Genomic DNA, 18,805 nt, shown 5'->3' with positions numbered 1-18,805 from the left:
CGACTCCTCGGTCATCTGAAGCTCACGCCTGCTCGAAGGCGATCTCGCTGGCCAGCACCGCGGCGCCGGCGACACCGGCGCGGGGGCCCAGCTCGGACAGCACCAGCGGCAGGTTCCCGGTGGCCAGCGGCAGCGACCGCCGGTACACCACGCTGCGGATCTCGGCGAGCATGATGTGGCCCAGCTGGGCCAGCCCGCCGCCGATGACGATCATCGAAGGGTTCACGAAGCTGACCAGCCCGGCCAGCACGGTGCCGATGCGGCGGCCGCCGTCGCGGATCAGCTGCACGCAGGCGACGTCGCCCTCGACCGCGGCGATCGCGACGTCCATCGCGGTGACCACGCCGTTGGTCGCCAGCCGCTCGGCCAGCGCGGGCGAGGTGCCCGAGCGGGCCGCGGCGGTGGCCTCGCGGGCCAGCGCGGCGCCGCTGAACACGGCCTCCAGGCAGCCGACGTTGCCGCAGGTGCAGACCGGCCCGTGGCTGTCGACCTGGATGTGGCCGATGTCGCCGGCGCAGCCGTCGGTGCCCCGGTAGACCTCGCCGCCGAGGAAGACGCCGCAGCCGATGCCGGTGCCGATCTTCACGAAGAGGAAGTTGTCGACGGAGTGCGCCACGCCCGCGTTGCGCTCGCCGATCGCCATGATGTTCACGTCGTTGTCCACCACGGCCGGGCACCCGTGTTCCCGCGTGAGCAGCTCACGCACGGGGAAGCGGTCCCAGCCGGGCATTATCGGCGGGGAGACGGGCACGCCGTCACGGAAGCTGACCGGGCCGGGCACGCCGATGCCGATGCCGTCGAGGTGCGCGAACGCGCCCTCCACCTTGGCCTTGGCGAGCAGCTCGTTGACCCGCTGCAGGGTGACCTTCGGACCGCTGCGGATGTCGGCCGGCTCGCTGTAGTGCGCGACCGGCTCCAGCCGGCCGTTGGTCACCTCGACGTCGATCGACGTCGCGCCGAGGTCGACGCCCGCGAAGCGCATGCCGGGGTTCAGCTCCACCAGCGTGGAACGACGGCCGCCGCGCGACTCCGCCGGGCCCGCCTCGGCGACGTGGCCGCCGGCGACGAGCCGGTCGAGCTCGCCCAGCAGCCGCGGACGCGGGATGTCCAGCCGGTCGGCGAGTTCCGCGCGTGACAACGCGCCCTCGTCGCGCAGCAGCCGCAGCACTCTGACGTGCAGCGGGTCCCAGAGCGTCCGCGCAAGGCTCATCCGCTCATTCCTCCGACCTGATAGGACTCCACCGATGTGGTGTGTCGCACAGGTTACGAGCTTTCGACAATCATGTCCATAGCTTCTCGCCGAATCCGCGAAACTTTTGTTTGATCTAGCAGAAGTTAGCCATGACCATCCAGAACACCCCCTCCTCTTTCGCGCAAGTCTTAAAAAGTCGCGGTCTCATAACGGTCTGGAGACCGCAACTCTCACGCAGTAGCGGCCCGTTCGCGCCCGACCTTGCGGCGAGGTGGCATCGTCACAGCTCACGGCCGGTCTGATCACGGCCGTGGGAGGCGGCAGAACGGCGGACGCGCCCCGGATGGCCGCGACCCCGACCAGTCCACAGGCCCGTCCGAGCCGAAACGAGGCGTCCCACGGATGCCTCTACGCGACCGCCGAGGCCACGCCGGAACGGCGGAGGCGGACCGGGCCGCGAGCGACTCCACCCCCACCGAAGGGCGCCCGGCCCCACAGGTGAACGCACCCGATTCACGCCGGGCGCGGCGAAAAGTAGGCCTGTCCCGAGCGAAACCCGTCCTTCGGGCACACCCGGCCCCATGATCATTGGACTTGCCCGGCACCCGTGCGTATCTTGGGCGCGCTTTCGCCCACTTGCCCGGCAAGTCGAACGATCATGGACCGGCACGCCGGTCGCCGGTCGCCGGTCGGCGTGCGGCGTGCGGCGGTCGCTGGTCGGCGGTCGGCGTGCGGCGGTCGCTGGTCGGCGGTCGGCGTGCGGCGGTCGCTGGTCGGCGTGCGGCGGTCGGCGTGCGGCGCGGAGTGCGGCGTGCGGCGTGCGGCGTGCGGGACGCGAGAGGAGATCGTCAGGGGCGCGGTGGTCGCTGTTCCTGCCAGCGCTGCAGGGCGGTGCCGACCTGCTCCTCCACGAAGCGGAAGAAGTCGCGCATGTCGGCCATGCGCTCGCCGGCCAGGGTCCGCGCCCCGCCCGCCGCCCCGATGACGACGTCGGCCTCGTCGGAGAACTGGCCGTAGAAGCCCCGCTTGGCCGTGGTCACGCCGTACCAGGGCTGGTCGGGCAGGCGGTAACGGTCGCGGCGGGAGCCGGGCGCGGGTTCGCGCACCACGAAGCCCATCTGCATCAGGTAGCGGACCGCACCGGAGATGGCCGCCGCGCTCACTCCCAGCCGCTCAGCCAGGTCACCAGCGGTGAGCGAGGTCTCCTCGGCGCTCATCATGGTCATCAGCACCCGCGACGGCATCCGGGGAAACCCCATGTCGGCGAGCATCATCGCCATGTGCTCCACCGACCGGCGCACACCGTCCTCATCACGCGACGCGACCGCGTCAACCTTGTCGCTCATCATGGACGATCATAACAACCTTCGGAGTCTTCACAATTTTATGAACACCGTGCACGTCCTCCGCCCGTCCTTCAATAGACGTCGGCCTGTCTGGATGTGAATTCACGGATCGAACTCATCCAGACAGGCCGACGTCCATGCAAAAGCGGAGCGGGCGCTAGGAGCCGGCGCCCTTGGCCGTGCCGGTCAGTGCGCCGACCACCCAGCCGACGAACAGCCCGTAGGTGGAGCCGGCCGCGGCGGTCTGGAGCGCCCCGACGAAGGTCGGATTGCTGATGATGAAGGAGGTGATGAAGGCCGCCAGCGCCGCCGCGAAGATCAGCGCCGACCAGCCGAGCAGGAAGCCGCCGGCGCCACCGGTGACCGCCTTGCTGACCACCCCGAGGATGAGAGCCACGAAGAGGATCAGCAGCAGCGCGCGCAGGTCGTCGGCGAGCAGCCGGCGCATCGCGCCGCTGGATCCGTCGACGGGACCGAAGGCCCACCGGGGCCAGGTCAGCACACGCAGGAACCAGCCCCACGCACTGTCGGAGCTGGTGTGCCTCGACACCCACTCCACGAAGGGCTGATTACCGAACAGAAGGACGAGCGCCACGGTTGCGATGATCCCGGCACCTGTCACCGTACGAGTCCGCGCCATGACGAAATGATAGTTGGCTAAGCACGCATATGTCGATGGGTCATACCGCTGGTAACACTCGCCCACTCAGCCCGTCGACCGGTCACCGGCGGCTGTCGCACCTAGACTGACGCCCATGCGCACCGCCCACGTACGCTGCGGCGACGACCTCCGGGAGACCCTCGGACCGGCCGGTTTCCCCGGTGACTTCGTGCCCTTCACGGACCCGGTGTGCCAGGGACCGGTCCCCCGCACGGCTGACCCGGCCGAGTTCGACGCGATCCGCGCGGACTGGCTCGGGCAGGCGTACGACCTCGACGTCGCGCAGGTCCGCGAGCGCCTGTCGCGGGAGCGTGCCGGCCTCGACGCCCTCGACGGTTATGACCGGGTGCTGCTGTGGTTCGAGCACGACTGGTTCGACCAGGCGATCCTGATCCGGCTGCTGGCCCTGCTGGCGCACCGGCCCGCGCTGCACGGGCGGCTGTCGCTGCTGTCGATCGACGCGTTCGCCGGCGAGGACCCGTTCATCGGGCTCGGGCAGCTGTCCGCACCGCAGCTGGCGACGCTCGCCGGGCGGGACCGGCCGGTCACCCCGGACCAGTTCGCCGCGGCGCAGCAGGCATGGGCCGCGCTGGCCGCGCCGGACCCGGTCGCGCTCGCCGGGATCGGCGGCGACGCGCTGCCCTACCTGCCCAGGGCGGTGCGCCGGCACCTCGCCGAGCTGCCGTGGACCACCGACGGGCTGTCCCTGTCGGAGCGGCTGTGCCTGCGCGCGGTCAGCGCCGGGCCGCTGCCGTTCCCGGCCGTCTACCGGGCGCATCAGGACGGGGATCCGCTGCCGTACCTCGGTGACGTCATGCTGCTGCCGGTGCTGCGACGGCTGCACGACGCGGAGCGCCCGGCGCTGGCGCTGCGCGGCGGCGAGTACCAGCTGACCGCGTACGGCCAGCGGGTCCTGCACGGCGACGCCCGCTGGCAGACCTTCCCCCGCTGGGTCGGCGGCATCCTGCTCCCCGGCTGGCTCTGGCACCCCGACACCGCCCGCCCCGTCCCCGCCTGAACTCGGGCCGCAGTTTCGGGGAAAGTGCGGGAATCTCCACTCGGATTCATGTGCTTTCCCCGAAACTGCAGACACGACATCGGGCGGCCGGTCAGGCCGCCAGGGGTGCGGCGGCGAAGGAGACCTTGAAGCGGGCGCACCAGATGGTGACGCTGCGCAGCTCGGTCGGGTCGGCGCTCGCGGGCACGGCGTAGACCTGGGTGCCGTGGGTGCCCTTGAGGCGGCCCAGCTCGACGTGCTTGCCGTCGTCGAACACGTGCCAGCCGGCGCGACCGGGCAGCACGGGCTGATCGGTGAGCCATACCCGCAGGTCGGGCCCGTCCGATGTGGCCAGATCGCGCAGGATCACCTGGTAGCGGCCGTCCGGCAGCCGCACCAGCTGCGCGGTGCCGGAGCTGTCGTGCTCGTGGGTGACCAGCTTGCCCTCCGCCACCAGCACGGCGACGGCCGACGGCGAGGGCGCGCCCGCGGCCGGGGAGGAGGCCGGCGAGGGCGTCGCGCTCGTGGTCACCACCGCCGGGGCGGCGTCGTTGACGGTCTTCGAGGTGAGCAGCTTCCAGGGCTGGAACCAGTACATGCCGAACGCCAGGCCCACGGCCAGCACCGCGGCCACCGCCCAGAAGGCGGGCTTGCCGAACATCCTCGTCATGCCCTGACGCTAAGGCCCGAACCGGGTCCGGCGGAGCCCACGTTCGCGGATCGTAAGGTTCCGATGCCGCCGCGTCCGGCGGTCGTCGATGATCTCGACGTACGCTCGCGACATGGCCACCAGTGTGCTCGTCGTCGACGACGATCCGACCGTCAGCGACGTGGTCCGCCGCTACCTGGAGCACGCCGGGCACCGGGTGGTGCTGGCCGCCGACGGGCAGGCCGCGCTGGACGCGTACGCCCGGGCACGCCCCGATCTGATCATCCTGGACCTGATGCTGCCCGGCGTCGACGGGCTGGAGGTGGCCCGCCGGCTGCGCGCCGAGCCCGGCCCCGGCGTGCCGATCATCATGCTGACCGCGCTCGGCGAGGAAGTCGACCGCATCGTCGGCCTGCAGGTCGGCGCGGACGACTACGTGACCAAGCCGTTCTCCCCGCGCGAGCTGGTGCTGCGGGCCCAGTCCGTGCTGCGCCGTACCGGCCCGCAGGCTGCCCCGGCCGCCGTGCTGACCGACGGCGACCTGGTCGTCGACCCGGTACGCCGCACCGCCCACCTCGCCGGCCGGGAGCTGGCGCTGACCGTACGCGAGTTCGACCTGCTGGCGTTCCTGATGGCGCACCCGAACGAGGCGCTGCGCCGGGCCCAGCTGCTGGAGTCGGTGTGGGGCTGGACCTTCGGCGACCAGTCCACGGTCACCGTCCATGTGCGACGGCTGCGCGAGAAGATCGAGCCCGACCCCGCGATGCCGCAGCGCATCCACACCGTCTGGGGCGTGGGCTACCGGTACGAGCCGGTCCGGGCGGCCGACGATGCGTGACGTACTGCTCATCCTGCTCGCCGCACTGCTCGGCGCGGCCGCCGTCTGGCTGCCCGCGGCGCTGCTGCTGCGCCTGCTGCACCGCCGCTCGCTCACGCTGAACGTGTGCGTGCTGCTGGTGGCCACGGTGCTGGCGATGCTGGCCGGGGTGCTGGCGGTCGCCGAGGGCATGTTCATCTCCCCGCACGATCTGCAGGTGCTGCTCGTCGTGGTGCCGCTGTCGGGGCTGGTCAGCCTCGGGATCGGCGGCTGGGTGGCGTGGCGGCTCGCCCGCTCGGCGATGTGGGCGGCCGACGCCCGCGAGCGGGAGCGGCAGGTCGAGGCGAGCCGCCGCGACCTGGTCGCCTGGGTGTCGCACGACCTGCGCACCCCGCTGGCCGGCATCCGGGCCATGGCCGAGGCGCTGGAGGACGGCGTGGTCAGCGACCCGGCCACGGTCGCCGAGTACCACCGCCGCATCCGCACCGGCACCGACCGGATGGCCGCACTGGTCGACGACCTGTTCGAGCTGTCCCGGATCAACGCCGGGGCGCTGGCCCTGTCCCCCGTCGACGTGCCGCTGGGCGAGGTGGTCTCCGACGCGGTCGCCGCGGCCGCGCCGGTCGCCGCCGCGCGGGGGGTGCGCCTGGTGGCCGACGGCGACTGGCCGGTGGTGCGGGCGGGCGAGCGCGAGCTGTCCCGGATCGTGGCGAACCTGGTGCTCAACGCGGTCCGGTACACCCCCGCCGACGGCACGGTGACGGTCACCGGCGGCCGCGACGCCGACGGCGGCTGGCTGGCCGTCGACGACACCTGCGGCGGCATCGCCGACACGGACCTGCCACGCGTGTTCGACGTCGCCTTCCGCGGCGCGAAGGCGCGCACCCCGGACGCGGACGGCGGCGGGGGCGGCCTGGGCCTGGCCATCGTCGCCGGGCTGGTCGACGCCCACGGCGGCCGGGTCGACGTCGCGAACACCGCGGCAGGATGCCGGTTCGAGGTGCACCTGCCGACCGCCGCCTGACGTCTCCGACGACGTGCGCCGCAGCCGGGCCCGCGGCGGAGCGCGGCATCCGGGCCTGGCCGCGCCGCAGGTGACGCGGCGTACCCGGATCACGTGTCCGGCTCCCGGGACGGGCCGGGCTGCCACCACCGGCCCCGCACTAGGCTGCCTGACATGCCTTCGGTTTCCCCTGACCTGGTCCACATCGGCTCCTACACGGCGAAGGCGGGGACCGCGCAGGCGATCACCGCCTGGCGGCAGGACCCTCGGACCGGGCGGCTGGAGCCCGCGCACCCGCCCGTCGAGGCCGTCGACCCGTCGTGGCTCGCCTGGCACCCCGCCGGCACCCACCTCTACGCGGCCAGCGAATCCGCGGCCCAGGTGCTGTCGTACGCGGTGACGGAGGACGGACTGCGGCTGCTCGGCGCGTTGCCCAGCGGCGGGGACGACCCCTGCCACCTGGCCGTCGACCCGCAGGGCCGGTTCGTGGTGGCGGCCAACTACAGCGGCGGCTCGGTGGCCGTGTTCGCGATCGGCGCCGACGGGGCGCTGCTGCCGTACCACCAGCTCGTCGCACACGACGGCAGCGGCCCGGACCCGGAACGCCAGCAGGGCCCGCACGCGCACATGGCCCTGCTCGGCCCGGACGGGCTGCTCTACGTCAGCGACCTGGGCACCGACGAGGTCCGCAGTTACGCGGTCGAGCCGGAAGGGCTGCGGCACGTGGCGACGTCGCCGCTGATCGCCGGGATGGGCCCGCGCCACCTGGCCTTCCACCCGTCCGGCACGGTGTTCGTCGCGGGTGAGCTGGACTCCACCGTGGTCGTCTGCGAGGTAGGCGACGGCCGGTTGCGGCCCGTGTCGGCGGTCGCGGCGACCGCCGGCGAGCCGGGTGAGCGCAACTATCCGAGCCACCTGGAGTGCTCGCCCGACGGGCAGTTCCTCTACGTCGCCAACCGCGGCGCCGACTGCCTCACCGTGTTCGCGGTGGCGGGCGGGGCGCTGCGGCCGGTCGCGGACGTGCCGGTTGGCCGCTGGCCCCGGCACTTCGCGCTGCTCGGCGACTTCGTGTACGCGGCCGGCCAGGACGGCGACACGGTGACGGTGTACCGCCGCGACCCGGTCACCGGCATCCCGTCGCCGACCGGCGACACCATCACGGTGCCGAACCCGACCTGCGTGCTGCCCGCCCCTGCCCGCGTCTGACCGCTTCTGACCGCTTCTGACCGCGCAGGATCCTCCTGGTAGGCCCGAGTCCGACGGATATCCCCAAACAACTCCATACCCTCCCGGGACCGGCTGATACTGGCCACGTAGCAGTCATGATCACGGGAGGCGTACATGATCGGGACGATCCTCTGGGGCATCATCGGCGGCGCGATCGTCGGATACCTGGGCCGGCTGCTGCTGCCCGGGCGTCAGAACATCTCCGCGCTGACGACGGTGCTGGTGGGCATCCTGGCCGCGACACTGGGTGGCATCATCGCCGACTGGCTAGGCGTCGGCGAGACCCGAGGCATCGACTGGATCAGGCACATCATCCAGCTCGCACTGGCCATGTTCTTCGTATGGCTGGCCGCGAGGATGTCGGCCAAGCGCCACACGCAGGCGGTCCAGCCGCGGCGTACCACTCCCTGATCTCCTGAGAGCCGGGCGCACGTCCGCTGTGCGCCCGGGTCACGAAGGATTATTCAGTACACACCGGACACACATGTTTACTGACCGTGGCCCTCGGCAATCGAGGCGCCATGGTACTTGCCGCATCGCGATACCGCACCACGACCGGTGCGGGCGTTCTCGCCGCACTCATTCTCGTGCTGGTGTTCGGCAGCCCCGTCTACGTCGACTGGGCGAACGACAACGCCAACACCAACACCGCCGGTGGCTGGTTCCTCAAGCTGCTGACGTGGCCTGCCTGGAGCTTCGACGCAGACAGCTCGGTGCAGGACGTGCTCGCCGCCGACCTCAAGGCGATCCTTCTCATCGTATTGACGGCCGTGTTCCTGGCCCTGACGACCAACGCTCAACTGGGACGCGCCCGCGGCAGCTTCAGCCAGCTGCTGGCCGGCTGGTCGGGGTACATCTTCGCGGGTGCGGTGGCGGGTCTGCTGACCGCCTTCATCCGCTCGGACGCCTCGCTGCTGGGCGCCTTCCAGGCGGCCGGTTCCGGCGCCATCTACGGCCTGTTCGTGGGCTGGATCGTCGGAATCGCCACGCTGGGCCACTACCGCGGCAACACCCCCTGACCGCGGTTCACCGCGCCCAGCCTGTTTCTGGGGAATCCGCACCCTCCGCTCCCCCGGAGGCCGCGGGTTCCCCGGAACCGTCTCCGGGCCCCTGCCCGCCGGGTTGACCGGCGGGTAACGTGCGGCGGGTGGAGATGACTTACGACACGACCATGCAGGGCGCGCTGGCCGAGCGCATGGGCATCAAGCTGCTGGAGGCGACCCCGGAGCGGCTGGTCGCCACGATGCCGGTGGACGGCAACACCCAGCCCTTCGGCCTGCTGCACGGCGGCGCGTCCTGCGTGCTGGCCGAGACCCTCGGCTCGATCGGGGCGACCCTGCACGGCTCGACCATCGGCCGCCCGTACGCCGTCGGCGTGGACATCAGCGCCACCCACCACCGAGCCGCCCGCTCCGGCCTGGTCACCGGCGTGGCCACCCCGCTGCACCGCGGCGGCACCATCGTCACCTACGAAATCGTCATCACCGACGAGGACGACAACCGCATCTGCACCGCCCGCCTCACCTGCCTCCTGCGCAAGTAGCCGCCGCGACGCGGCATGATCGCCGTTTCGTGTCAGAAGGTCTGGTCAGACCACAGTTTCTGACACGAAACGGCGATCACTGTTCCACCGCTACCACGACGGACGCTGCAGCAGGCTGACGAACTCGACCAGGAGGCGTTCGCGCAGGCGGGGTGGGGCGGCGGCGAGGACGGCGTTGACGACGGCCATCCGGGGGGCCGTGCCGGGTTCGCCGCCGGTGAGGCCGAAGGTGTCGGCCAGGCCCGCGACCATCTCGGCGGTGAGCTGGTCCGGCGGGAGGTGGGCGGCCATCGCCAGGAGCTCGGCGGGCAGCTCGACCGGGCCGTGGGTGCGGGCGGCGGCGGCCGACTCGGCCAGGGCCGGGCCGAACTGGGGCACCTGCGGGAGCACGGACGCGGTCACGGTCAGGTGGATGCTGGCCGGGATGCCGGCGTACGGCAGCTGCGGCTGGGTGTGCCAGCCCCGCGCGGCCAGCTCGTCGGCGAGCACGAACAGGTCCAGCCCCGGATCGTCCGAGGTCAGGCACACGACCGTGAAGTCGGCCGGGGCGAGCAGCCGCAGCCCGTCCACCTCGGACACCGCCTTGGCCAGCCCGGCGACGGCGTCGCGGGTCTGCCGGGCCAGCTCCAGGTAGCCCTCGTCGCCGACGTGGCGCAGCGTGGCGAACGCCGCCGCGATCGGGCCGCCGGAGCGCGTCGAGGAGATCACCGGGTTGACCATGGTGTAGCCGGGCCAGTCGGCGAACGCGAAGTACTGCGGGCGGCGCAGCCCGGCGTCGCGGTGCAGCAGCACCGACACACCCTTGGGGGTGTACGCGTACTTGTGCAGGTCCACCGACATGCTCGTCACACCCGGCAGGCTGAAGTCGAACGCGGGCACCGCGACCCCGACCCGGCGCAGGAACGGCAGCGCCCAGCCGCCGAAACACGCGTCCACGTGGCAGCGCACGCCCCGCTCGGCGGCGATCGCCGCGATCTGCTCGACCGGGTCGACGACCCCCTGCGCGTACGACGGCGCGGAGCACGCGACCAGCACCGTGTCCGCGGTGATCGCGGCGGCGATCGCGGCCGGGTCCGGCGTGAACGTCTCCGGGTCGACCGGCACCAGGTCCAGCGCCAAGCCCAGGTAGTGCGCCGCCTTGGCGAACGCCGCGTGCGCGGTCGACGGGGCGACCAGGCGCGGCGAGGTGATCTCCGGGTGCGCGTCGCGGGCCGTCTTCACGGCCAGGATCAGCGACTCGGTGCCGCCACTGGTGACCGAGCCGACCACGTCCGGCGCGGCCGTGCCGGGGCCCGCCCCGAGCACCCGGGCCGCGGCGGCGACCAGCGCGTTCTCGGTGGCCAGCAGGGACGGGAACGCCGTCGGGTCCAGGCCGTTCACGTGGGCGGACAGCGCATAGGCGGACATCGCCAGCTCGTCCAGCCCTGCCTTGGCCGGGTCGTACACGTAGGCGAACAGCCGCCCGCCGTGCGTGGGCAGGTCGGCCGCGCGCATCCCGCGCAGCTCGGCGAGCACCTGGTCGGCGGGGACGCCCTGGGGCGGAAGTGCGTCGATCATCGGGCCACCGTACCTGTCTCGACCTGCACGGATGCCAGGCGCTCCGGGGTCAGGTCGTAGCGGCGCAGCAGCAGCGTCACCGGGCCGACCAGCAGCGCGGGCACGAGGCTGAAGCCGAGCAGCACGCCGAGCTTCGCGCCGTCGGACTGGGCCGCAGCCCCGCTCGCCGACGAGGTGTAGCCGGAAAGCTGGAGCACCAGCGCGTAGAGGCCGGGGCCGAGCGCGAGGCCGAACGTCTCCCCCGCCGTCCACAGGCCGGTGAACACGCCGGCCTGGCGGCGGCCGGTGCGGGCGGCGTCGTACGCCACGCAGTCGGGCAGCATCGCCATCGCGAAGACCTGCTGGCCCGCGTAGCCGACGCCGATCACGCCCGTGATCACGTACGCGACCACCGGCGGCACGGAGCCCGCCACGATCAGCGCCAGCGCGCCGCCCGCCAGCAGCACCGAAGCCAGCGTCAGCGCCTTGGTCTTGCCAACTCGCGCGCCGACGCGGCTCCACAGCGGCATGACCAGCAGCGCCGGGCCGACGAAGCAGGCGAACAGCAGCGTCGGGCCGTCCTCGGGGCGCTCCAGCACGTGGTCGGCCACGTACTTGACCCCGGCCAGCATCGTCGCGACGCCGATCGACTGCACCACGAACACGGTCAGCAGCACGGTGAACGGCTTGTTCCGGCGTACCACGGCGAGCTGCGCGCGCAGCGTCGGCTCGCTCTCGGTGACCCGCCCGACCGGCGCTCGCCGGGTGCCGAAGAACGAGCCCAGCGCGCCGACCACGATCAGCGCGGCGACGAACACGCCCATCCAGCGGTGTCCGGGCACGCCCCCGCCCCCGGCCTGCACCACGATCGGCGCGACCGCGCCGGAGACCAGGATCGCCACCGCCAGCACGGCGACCCGCCAGGTCATCAGGCGGGTGCGCTCGCTGTAGTCGTCGGTCATCTCCGCGGGCATCGCCACGTACGGCACCTGGAAGAACGCGTACGCGGTGGCGGTGGCGAGGAACGCGACCGCGACGTAGATCGCCGCCCCGGACCCGGCCCCGAACGGCCCGGCGAACATCAACGCGAACAGCACCGCCACGGCGAGGCCGCCGAACAGCAGGTACGGCCGCCGCGCGCCCCAGCGGGACACGGTGCGGTCGGAGATCCGGCCCGCGACCGGGTTGATCAGCACGTCCCACGCCTTCGGCACGAGCACCAGCAGGCCCGCCAGGCCCGCGGCGACGCCGAGGTTGTCGGTGAGGTACGGCAGCAGCAGCAGGCCGGGCACGGTGCCGAAAGCCCCGGTGGCCAGCGAGCCCAGCGCGTACCCGGCGCGCACGCCACCGGTCAGCGGCTGGTCCTGGTCAGGGGCGGTGACCTCGGAGGATGCGGGGGGCGAGACGGTCATGGCTGCGGATGTTACGCGGCGTGTGGCGTAGCGCACAGAGGGAGGTGAGGGAATTTCACAGAGTTCTTGATGCTTCAACAACCTAGTAGCAACGCGCGCGTTACCTGAACGGGCACGTTCCGACGACGAGACTGGTGAGCCATGACCGAGCAGCTGGGTGTACGCACGAGGGTGACCGTTCCGCTGCGCTTCCCCGACGGGTCCGCCACCACCGCCGAGGTCTTCACCTTCACCGGCCTGTCCGACGGCCTGGAGCACCTGGCGCTCGGCCTCGGCGGCTTCGAGCAGGCGGCCACGCCCCTGGTGCGGGCCCACTCCGAGTGCATGACCGGCGACGTCTTCGGCTCGGCCCGCTGCGACTGCGGCCCGCAGCTGCGCGAAGCCGTCCAGCGCATCACCGAGCACGGCGGCTACCTGCTCTACCTGCGCCAGGAGGGCCGGGGCATCGGCCTGTACGCCAAGCTCGACGCGTACGCGCTACAGGACTCGGGCCTGGACACGTACGCCGCGAACCGGGCGCTCGGGTTCGGCGACGACGAGCGGGACTACACCGCCGCCGCGCAGATGCTGGCCGCCCTCGGCGTGCCCCGCATCGACCTGCTCACCAACAACCCGGACAAGCCCAGCCAGCTGCGCGACCACGGCGTCGAGGTGGCCCACGTGGTCCCCACCGCCGTGCACGCCGCCCCGGACAACCTCCGCTACCTCCACGCCAAAGTCACCCACACCAACCACACCATCACCCTCCCGGTGGCCGCCTAGCCCGGCCCGGCCCGGCCCGGTTTCGCCCGCGCGCCGGTGGTGATGATCGCTGTTTCGTGTCGGAAACTGCGGTCTGACCACAGGTTCTGACACGAAACAGCGATCACTCCCGGTCGACGGTCAGGAAGGGCGCCTTCCTTTCACTCGGCGCGGAGGTTGTCGAGGTCGAAGGAGCCGGGGCTGAGCCAGAGGTAGACGGCGTGGACCTCGTTCAGCGAGGACGGGTCGCAGGACAGGCCGGTGTTCAGGTCGACCTCGACCGTGGCCAGGGCCGTGTTCTGGTTGACCCAGTTGAACGGGCCCTGGCACCAGGTCCAGGACGGCCCGGTCTGCAGGACGATGCTGGTGGACGTGCCGGCCGCGGCGGTGCGGAGGTCGAACTTGACGTAGGACTTGCCCGACAGGTCCACGGGGGCCGGGAAGCTGACGCCGAACCAGCCGCCGTCGACGGCGTCGGCGTGCAGGCCGGCGGTGCCGTCGGTGTGGAAGTCCGACTGCGGGCTGAGCGTGCCCGCGTTGGCCTGCCAGCTGCCGGGCGCCCAGCCGTCCACGCCGGTCTCCCAGGAGGCCAGCGGGATGGCGGCGGTCGGATCGGGCAGCACGGTGACCGTGACGGTGGCCGCGTTGGACAGGCGGGCCGCGGTGTCGCGGATCGTGTACGTGACCGCCGCCTTGCCGGTGAAGCCCTCGGTCGGCGTGAACGTGAGCTGGCCGGAGGTGGCCAGGGTGAACGTGCCGCCGGGCACGGTCGCGCCGGTCTGCCGACCGTCCGCCGCCGGGTCCAGGTCGATCCGGTCGGGCCGCACGTGTGTCTGGTACGCGATGTCGTTGGCCGCCGGGCTGAGCACGGCCGTGGTCCCGAACGGCACCACCGCGCCGTCATGGTCGGCGACGGGCGGGAAGGTGCGCCGCCCGCTGCTGATGATCGTCCCGGCGTTGGTGATGGTCTGGCAGACCGGCGTCGGGCACGCCACGGTGAAGCCGTCGTAGTCCGGGTACATGGTGCCGTCGTCCTGGATGCCGTTGAGCATCCAGTAGAGGAAGCCGTCCCCGCCGTCGCTCGCGGCGGCTTCGGTCCACTGCTGGTAGACGGGGTTGCGGGTGGCCTTGTCGCGCCAGCCGAACTCACCCATCACGGACGGCTTGGTCGCCCGCTTGGCGTCGCGGTTGTGCCGCTTGATCCAGTCGGCGCCCCACTGGGCCGTCTTGTTGCCCCAGCCGTCCGGGTAGAGGTGGAACGAGACCACGTCGACGGCGGGCAGTTTGCCGAGCGCGACCGAGTCGACGCCCTCGCCGCAGTTGGTGGTCCAGTCCGCCGAGGCCGGGTCGTCGCAGTAGAAGCCCTCGTCGCCGACGCCGACCAGGTGCCGGCGGTCGACGCTCTTGACGTGGCGGGTCATCTCGTCGGCCCAGGCGGTGAGCGTGGCCGGGGTGCACGAGGCCGACGGCGGGTAGAGGCCGGAGCCCTTGCACCGCGGCTCGTTGCCCAGCTCCCACAGCATCACCGCCGGGTCGTCCTTGTACGCCAGCCCGGTCAGCGGGTTCACCCGGTTCAGCAGGTGGCTGATCCAGTCCTTGAACCAGCCCTTGATGACCGGGTCGGTGTAGAAGTCGTCGTGGTTGTCGGCCCCGGCCCAGCGCACGTACTGGTCGATGCCGCCGAAGTCGGACCAGTTGTTGGTGAACGGGATGACCAGCTTGATCCCGGTCTGCCCGGCCTTCCACAGCACGTAGTCCAGCCGCTGCAGTCCGTCCGGCCCGTCGTTGTACGCCGGCCGCGTGCCGTCCCAGTACTGCAGGTAGACGCCGTTCTTCTTGCCCGACACCGAACCGGAGTCGTCCTGGTTGCCGATGTCGAGCCAGCCCCAGCTGCGCAGGACGGTGAGATCCGCCCCCTCGGCGCGGGCGAACACGTCGTCGACCATCGCCTGCGACGAGTAGATCAGGTAGTAGTTGTTCGTCCCGGCGAACCGGAACGGCTTGCCGTTGAGTTGGAGATCGCTGCCGTGACGGGTCACGAACCCGTCGGGGGCGGGTTGACCGGCCGCGGCGGCGCTGCCGCTGCCGGTGCCGAGCAGCAGGATCAGCGCCCCGGCGGCGACCGCCAGGATCCGTCTGTTCATGTGCGTGCTCCTTTCGCCGCCGGCCCGAGCCGCCCGCCCGCACGCCGCCGGTGGTGCGGCGGGACGGCGTCGGGCGGGTCGTGGTGGCCGGTCGGCATCCGTGGAAGGGATGGGCCTTGCCGGAGATCCGGGATCTCTACGGCCGGTGACGCCTGGGCGATCACCGGCCGTAGAGATCCCGATGGTGGTGCTAGGGGATGTCGTTGACGCAGCGGAGCACCGGCTGGGCGGCCAGAGCGGTGGCGTCGAGGCGGGCGGTGGTGTGCACGGTGAAGGTGACCGACTCGCCGGGCAGCAGCGTGACCAGGGCCTGGTCGACGGTGGCGGCCGGGTCTAGCCGGTCGGGGAACAGGGACAGGTCGCGCAGGATGGTCCCGGCGGTGACGGTGACCTCGTAGCCGTCGGCGGTGGGTGCGACGGTCGTCTCGTACCGCGCGACCGGGTAGTCGATCTCACGGTCCTCGGCGTGGAACCACCAGGCCTGCTGCTCGCCGGCGACGGCCCGGAGCAGCTCGGACCGGGGTTCCTCGGGCAGCGCGACGCCGTCCGGGATCGGCGTCAGCACCACCGAGCGCGGCGCGACGTCGAGGGCGACCGTGATCGCCGCCAGCACCTTGCCGCTGAGATCGTGACTGGTCACGGTCGCCTCGGACGGCCACGGCTGGTCGGTGTCGTTGGACGCGACCAGGACGAGACCGCCGTCGCGCGGCTGGATCGTGAGCAGCCGGTCGGCGTACGCGTCACGCAGCGCGTGCCACAGCGGCTTGCGCCGCCCGTCGCCGTCGATCGCCGCCCAGGACGTCACCGGCCAGCAGTCGTTGAGCTGCCAGACGATCGCGCCCATGCAGACGGGCTGGTGCGAACGGAAATGCTCGACGGCCAGCCGGATCGCGCGGGCCTGGTTGACCTGCGTGAGGTAGTGCCAGTCGTCGAAACCCTGCGGCTCGGGCAGGTGCGCGTCCAGCCCGCGCCGCAGCTTCAGGTCGCCGTCGGCGGCCTTCTGATGGTGGCGCATACCGGGCGAGTCGCTGGCCAGCGGCTCGTCGTGCAGCGCCCGGCGCAGCGTCGCGTACGCCGGCGGCGCCTGGAACCCGAACTCGGCGCAGAACCGGGGGATGTAGTCCCGGTAGTGGATGTAGTCGATCTGGTTCCACACGTCCCAGATGTGCATGGTGCCGTGCGCCGGATCGTTCGGGTGGATGTCCGGCGTGCCCGACCAGGGGCTGCCCGGCCAGTACGGCCGGGTCGGGTCCAGTTCGGCCACGATGGACGGCAGCAGCTCGTGGTAGAAGCCCGCGCCCCAGCTGCGCCCGTGGAGCTGCTCCGGCCAGCCCCAGTCGGCGAAGCCCCAGATGTTCTCGTTGTTGCCGGTCCAGGTCACCAGGCTGGGGTGGGACGCCAGGCGCACCACGTGCTCGCGTGCCTCGGCCGCCACCTCGGCCGCGAACGGCTCCTCCTCCGGGTACGCCGCGCAGGCGAACAGGAAGTCCTGCCCGACCATCAGGCCCAGTTCGTCGGCGAGTTCGTAGAAGTCCTCCGACTCGTAGCGGCCGCCGCCCCATACCCGCAGGTAGTTGATGTTCGCGTCGCAGGCCTGGCGGAAACGCTCGGCCAGCCGCTCCCGGGTGATCCGGGTGACGAACGCGTCGTCGGGGATCCAGTTGACCCCCTTCACGAACACCGGCTTGTCGTTGACCACCACCGTGTACGGCGTGCCGTGCTCGTCCGGGGTGGTGTCGACGCGCACCGTGCGGAAGCCGACCCGGCGCTCCCACCGGTCCAGCTCACGCCCGCCCTCGGTGGCCAGCACCACGCGCAGCGGGTAGAGCGGCTGCTCGCCGTGGCCGCGCGGCCACCAGCGCCGCACGTCCGGCACGGACAGCCGCAGCGTGGCGCTGATGCTGCCGGCGCCGATGGAGGCCACCCCGACCACACCGCCGACCTCGACGGTGACGTGCAGCGACTCGGTGGACGCCCGCTCCACGTCGACGTGCACGTCCACCACCCCGGTCGTGCCGTCCACGGAGATCTGCGGGCGCACCTGCGCCAGCCGCGCCGTCGACCAGCTGTGCAGGCCGATCGGCTGCCAGATGCCGGCGGTGACCACGGTCGGGCCCCAGTCCCAGCCGAAGTTGCAGGCCATCTTGCGGATCAGGTTGTACGGCTCGTCGTAGGCCCCCGGCCGGGAGCCGACCTGCCGCGCCATCGCCGCCGTGTACTCGTACGGCGAGTCGAAGGTGATGCGCAGGTCGTTGCGGCCGGGGGTGAGCGCCGAGCGCAGGTCGAAGCGGTAGCCGCGGTGCATGTTCGCGGTGCGCCCGACCTCGGTGCCGTTGAGGGAGATGGTGGCGACGGTGTCCAGCCCCGCGCACACCAGGTCGATCCGGTCGTCGACCGGGCCGGACCATTGGAAACTGGTCTCGTACGTCCACCGGGTGCGCCCGATCCAGCTCAGCTCGTTCTCGTTCGCGTCCAGGAAAGGATCGGGAATGAGACCGGCTGCCAGCAGGTCGGTGTGCACGCACCCGGGCACGGCCGCCGGCACCCGGCTGACCGGCACCGGCGTGTTGCGCGCCGACACCACCCAGCCGTGGTGGAGCTGGACCATGCTTCGGGACCGAGACGCCATCATCACGATTTGACCGCACCCTCCATGATGCCGCGGACGATCTGCCTGCCCCCGACGAACAACAAGATGATCAGTGGCACGGTAGCCACGAACGCGCCGGCGAGCACCCGCCGGTACAGCACATAATTACCGCTGGCCAGGTCGAACAACGCGACCATCGAGGTCGGGTAGTCCGTGCCGCCCAGCGTGATCAGCGGCCACTGGAAGTCGTTCCAGCTGCCGACGAAGGTGAGCAGGCCCAGCACGGCCAGCGCGGGCCGGACTGCGGGCAGCACGATGCTCCAGTAGATGCGCATCGTGGTCGCGCCGTCGACGCGCCCCGACTCGATCAGCTCGTCGGGCACCGCGCCGAGGATGAACTGCCGCATGTAGAACACGCCGAACGCGCTGACCAGGCCGGGCACGATGACCGCGAGCAGGCTGCCGTTCCAGCCGCCCTCACCGGGCAGGTAGCCCATCAGGATGTACAGGGCGACGATGCCGAGCTGGTTGGGCACGGTGAGGGTGAGGATGACCATCACCATCAGAATCCGGCTGCCCCGGAAGCGCAGCTTGGCGAACGCGAACCCGGCCACCGAGCAGAAGAACAGCACCGAGACCGTGATCACGGTGGACACGATCACACTGTTGACCAGGGACTCGGCGAAGTACACGTCCTGCAGCGAGAAGACCTCGGCGAGGTTCCTGGCGAACTCGCCGCCCGGCAGGAACTTCGGCGGGATCTCGGCCAGCGCCGCGTCGGTGCTCGTCGCGATGACGAACATCCAGTAGATCGGGTAGATCGACAGCAGGAAGGTGAGCCCGAGCAGGATGTAGGTCCACTTGCCGGCCGGGGTGTCCTGGGGCGCGCGGCCCGACATGGACGGCCTCACCTTGTGGCGCGGCGCCTGGCCGGGGTCTGCGCCGGG

At 71.7% G+C, this 18,805-nt stretch carries 17 protein-coding genes; 8 read left to right on the top strand and 9 right to left on the bottom strand.

Going from position 1 to position 18,805, the window contains the following annotated elements; translation table 11 throughout:
• Positions 1 to 22 precede the first annotated feature (22 nt).
• The 3 genes from F6W97_RS09670 to F6W97_RS09660 all read right to left on the bottom strand — a co-directional run bounded on the left by F6W97_RS09670 (position 23) and on the right by F6W97_RS09660 (position 3,133).
• Positions 23 to 1,210 carry an ROK family transcriptional regulator gene (locus tag F6W97_RS09670; RefSeq protein WP_155369866.1) on the bottom strand — a complete coding sequence of 396 codons (1,188 nt, stop codon included), beginning with the start codon at positions 1,208 to 1,210 and terminating at the stop codon, positions 23 to 25.
• 830 nt (positions 1,211 to 2,040) lie between these two features.
• A complete protein-coding gene (locus tag F6W97_RS09665) occupies positions 2,041 to 2,538 on the bottom strand; it encodes a GbsR/MarR family transcriptional regulator (RefSeq protein WP_155369865.1) in 498 nt (165 codons plus the stop codon).
• Positions 2,539 to 2,695: 157 nt separating this feature from the next.
• On the bottom strand, positions 2,696 to 3,133 hold the full coding sequence (locus F6W97_RS09660) for a hypothetical protein (protein WP_155369864.1): 438 nt from the start codon (positions 3,131 to 3,133) through the stop codon (positions 2,696 to 2,698).
• A 160-nt stretch (positions 3,134 to 3,293) separates the two neighbouring features.
• Here F6W97_RS09660 and F6W97_RS09655 point away from each other — a divergent pair, with 160 nt between their 5' ends.
• The gene (locus F6W97_RS09655) at positions 3,294 to 4,217 is read left to right on the top strand and encodes a DUF1835 domain-containing protein (protein WP_155369863.1); all 924 of its coding nucleotides are present in this window, start codon (positions 3,294 to 3,296) and stop codon (positions 4,215 to 4,217) included.
• Positions 4,218 to 4,308: 91 nt separating this feature from the next.
• Here F6W97_RS09655 and F6W97_RS09650 read toward each other — a convergent pair whose 3' ends face one another.
• Positions 4,309 to 4,866, bottom strand: a complete 558-nt coding sequence (locus F6W97_RS09650; protein WP_155369862.1) for a DM13 domain-containing protein — start codon at positions 4,864 to 4,866, stop codon at positions 4,309 to 4,311.
• Between the two features lie 112 nt (positions 4,867 to 4,978).
• On the opposite strand from F6W97_RS09650, the gene F6W97_RS09645 reads away from it, so the two are divergent.
• The 6 genes from F6W97_RS09645 (at position 4,979) to F6W97_RS09620 (ending at position 9,435) form a co-directional block, all read left to right on the top strand.
• Entirely contained in the window at positions 4,979 to 5,683 is a 705-nt protein-coding gene (locus tag F6W97_RS09645) for a response regulator transcription factor (protein ID WP_155369861.1), read from the top strand.
• A complete protein-coding gene (locus tag F6W97_RS09640; protein ID WP_155369860.1) occupies positions 5,676 to 6,686 on the top strand; it encodes a sensor histidine kinase in 1,011 nt (336 codons plus the stop codon). The genes F6W97_RS09645 and F6W97_RS09640 overlap by 8 nt, the downstream gene beginning before the upstream one ends.
• A 153-nt stretch (positions 6,687 to 6,839) precedes the next feature.
• On the top strand, positions 6,840 to 7,871 hold the full coding sequence (locus F6W97_RS09635) for a lactonase family protein (RefSeq protein ID WP_155369859.1): 1,032 nt from the start codon (positions 6,840 to 6,842) through the stop codon (positions 7,869 to 7,871).
• Positions 7,872 to 8,006: 135 nt separating this feature from the next.
• Complete coding sequence (locus tag F6W97_RS09630; protein WP_155369858.1) at positions 8,007 to 8,303, top strand: GlsB/YeaQ/YmgE family stress response membrane protein; 297 nt, start codon at positions 8,007 to 8,009, stop codon at positions 8,301 to 8,303.
• Positions 8,304 to 8,389: 86 nt separating this feature from the next.
• Positions 8,390 to 8,911 (top strand): hypothetical protein, encoded by a 522-nt coding sequence (locus tag F6W97_RS09625; protein ID WP_330164959.1) that lies wholly within the window; start codon positions 8,390 to 8,392, stop codon positions 8,909 to 8,911.
• A 134-nt stretch (positions 8,912 to 9,045) separates the two neighbouring features.
• Positions 9,046 to 9,435, top strand: a complete 390-nt coding sequence (locus tag F6W97_RS09620; RefSeq protein WP_155369964.1) for a PaaI family thioesterase — start codon at positions 9,046 to 9,048, stop codon at positions 9,433 to 9,435.
• A gap of 90 nt (positions 9,436 to 9,525) precedes the next feature.
• Here F6W97_RS09620 and F6W97_RS09615 read toward each other — a convergent pair whose 3' ends face one another.
• Positions 9,526 to 10,992 (bottom strand): pyridoxal phosphate-dependent decarboxylase family protein, encoded by a 1,467-nt coding sequence (locus tag F6W97_RS09615; RefSeq protein WP_155369857.1) that lies wholly within the window; start codon positions 10,990 to 10,992, stop codon positions 9,526 to 9,528.
• Entirely contained in the window at positions 10,989 to 12,383 is a 1,395-nt protein-coding gene (locus F6W97_RS09610) for an MFS transporter (RefSeq protein ID WP_155369856.1), read from the bottom strand. The genes F6W97_RS09615 and F6W97_RS09610 overlap by 4 nt, the downstream gene beginning before the upstream one ends.
• Positions 12,384 to 12,524: 141 nt before the next feature.
• Between F6W97_RS09610 and F6W97_RS09605 the strand changes: the two genes are divergently transcribed.
• The gene (locus F6W97_RS09605; protein ID WP_155369855.1) at positions 12,525 to 13,145 is read left to right on the top strand and encodes a GTP cyclohydrolase II; all 621 of its coding nucleotides are present in this window, start codon (positions 12,525 to 12,527) and stop codon (positions 13,143 to 13,145) included.
• A gap of 140 nt (positions 13,146 to 13,285) precedes the next feature.
• On the opposite strand, the gene F6W97_RS09600 is transcribed toward F6W97_RS09605, so the two are convergent.
• From F6W97_RS09600 to F6W97_RS09590, 3 genes are all read right to left on the bottom strand, one after another.
• Entirely contained in the window at positions 13,286 to 15,268 is a 1,983-nt protein-coding gene (locus F6W97_RS09600) for a cellulase family glycosylhydrolase (RefSeq protein ID WP_155369854.1), read from the bottom strand.
• A 190-nt stretch (positions 15,269 to 15,458) separates the two neighbouring features.
• Positions 15,459 to 17,876 carry a glycoside hydrolase family 2 protein gene (locus F6W97_RS09595; RefSeq protein ID WP_230686529.1) on the bottom strand — a complete coding sequence of 806 codons (2,418 nt, stop codon included), beginning with the start codon at positions 17,874 to 17,876 and terminating at the stop codon, positions 15,459 to 15,461.
• Between the two features lie 23 nt (positions 17,877 to 17,899).
• On the bottom strand, positions 17,900 to 18,757 hold the full coding sequence (locus F6W97_RS09590; protein ID WP_155369963.1) for a carbohydrate ABC transporter permease: 858 nt from the start codon (positions 18,755 to 18,757) through the stop codon (positions 17,900 to 17,902).
• Positions 18,758 to 18,805 lie beyond the last annotated feature (48 nt).

Origin of the sequence: Catellatospora vulcania, from assembly GCF_009720385.1 — a bacterium.
In the GTDB taxonomy this organism is placed as follows: Bacteria; Actinomycetota; Actinomycetes; order Mycobacteriales; family Micromonosporaceae; genus Catellatospora; species Catellatospora vulcania.
This window is presented reverse-complemented; position numbering and strand designations above follow the sequence as displayed.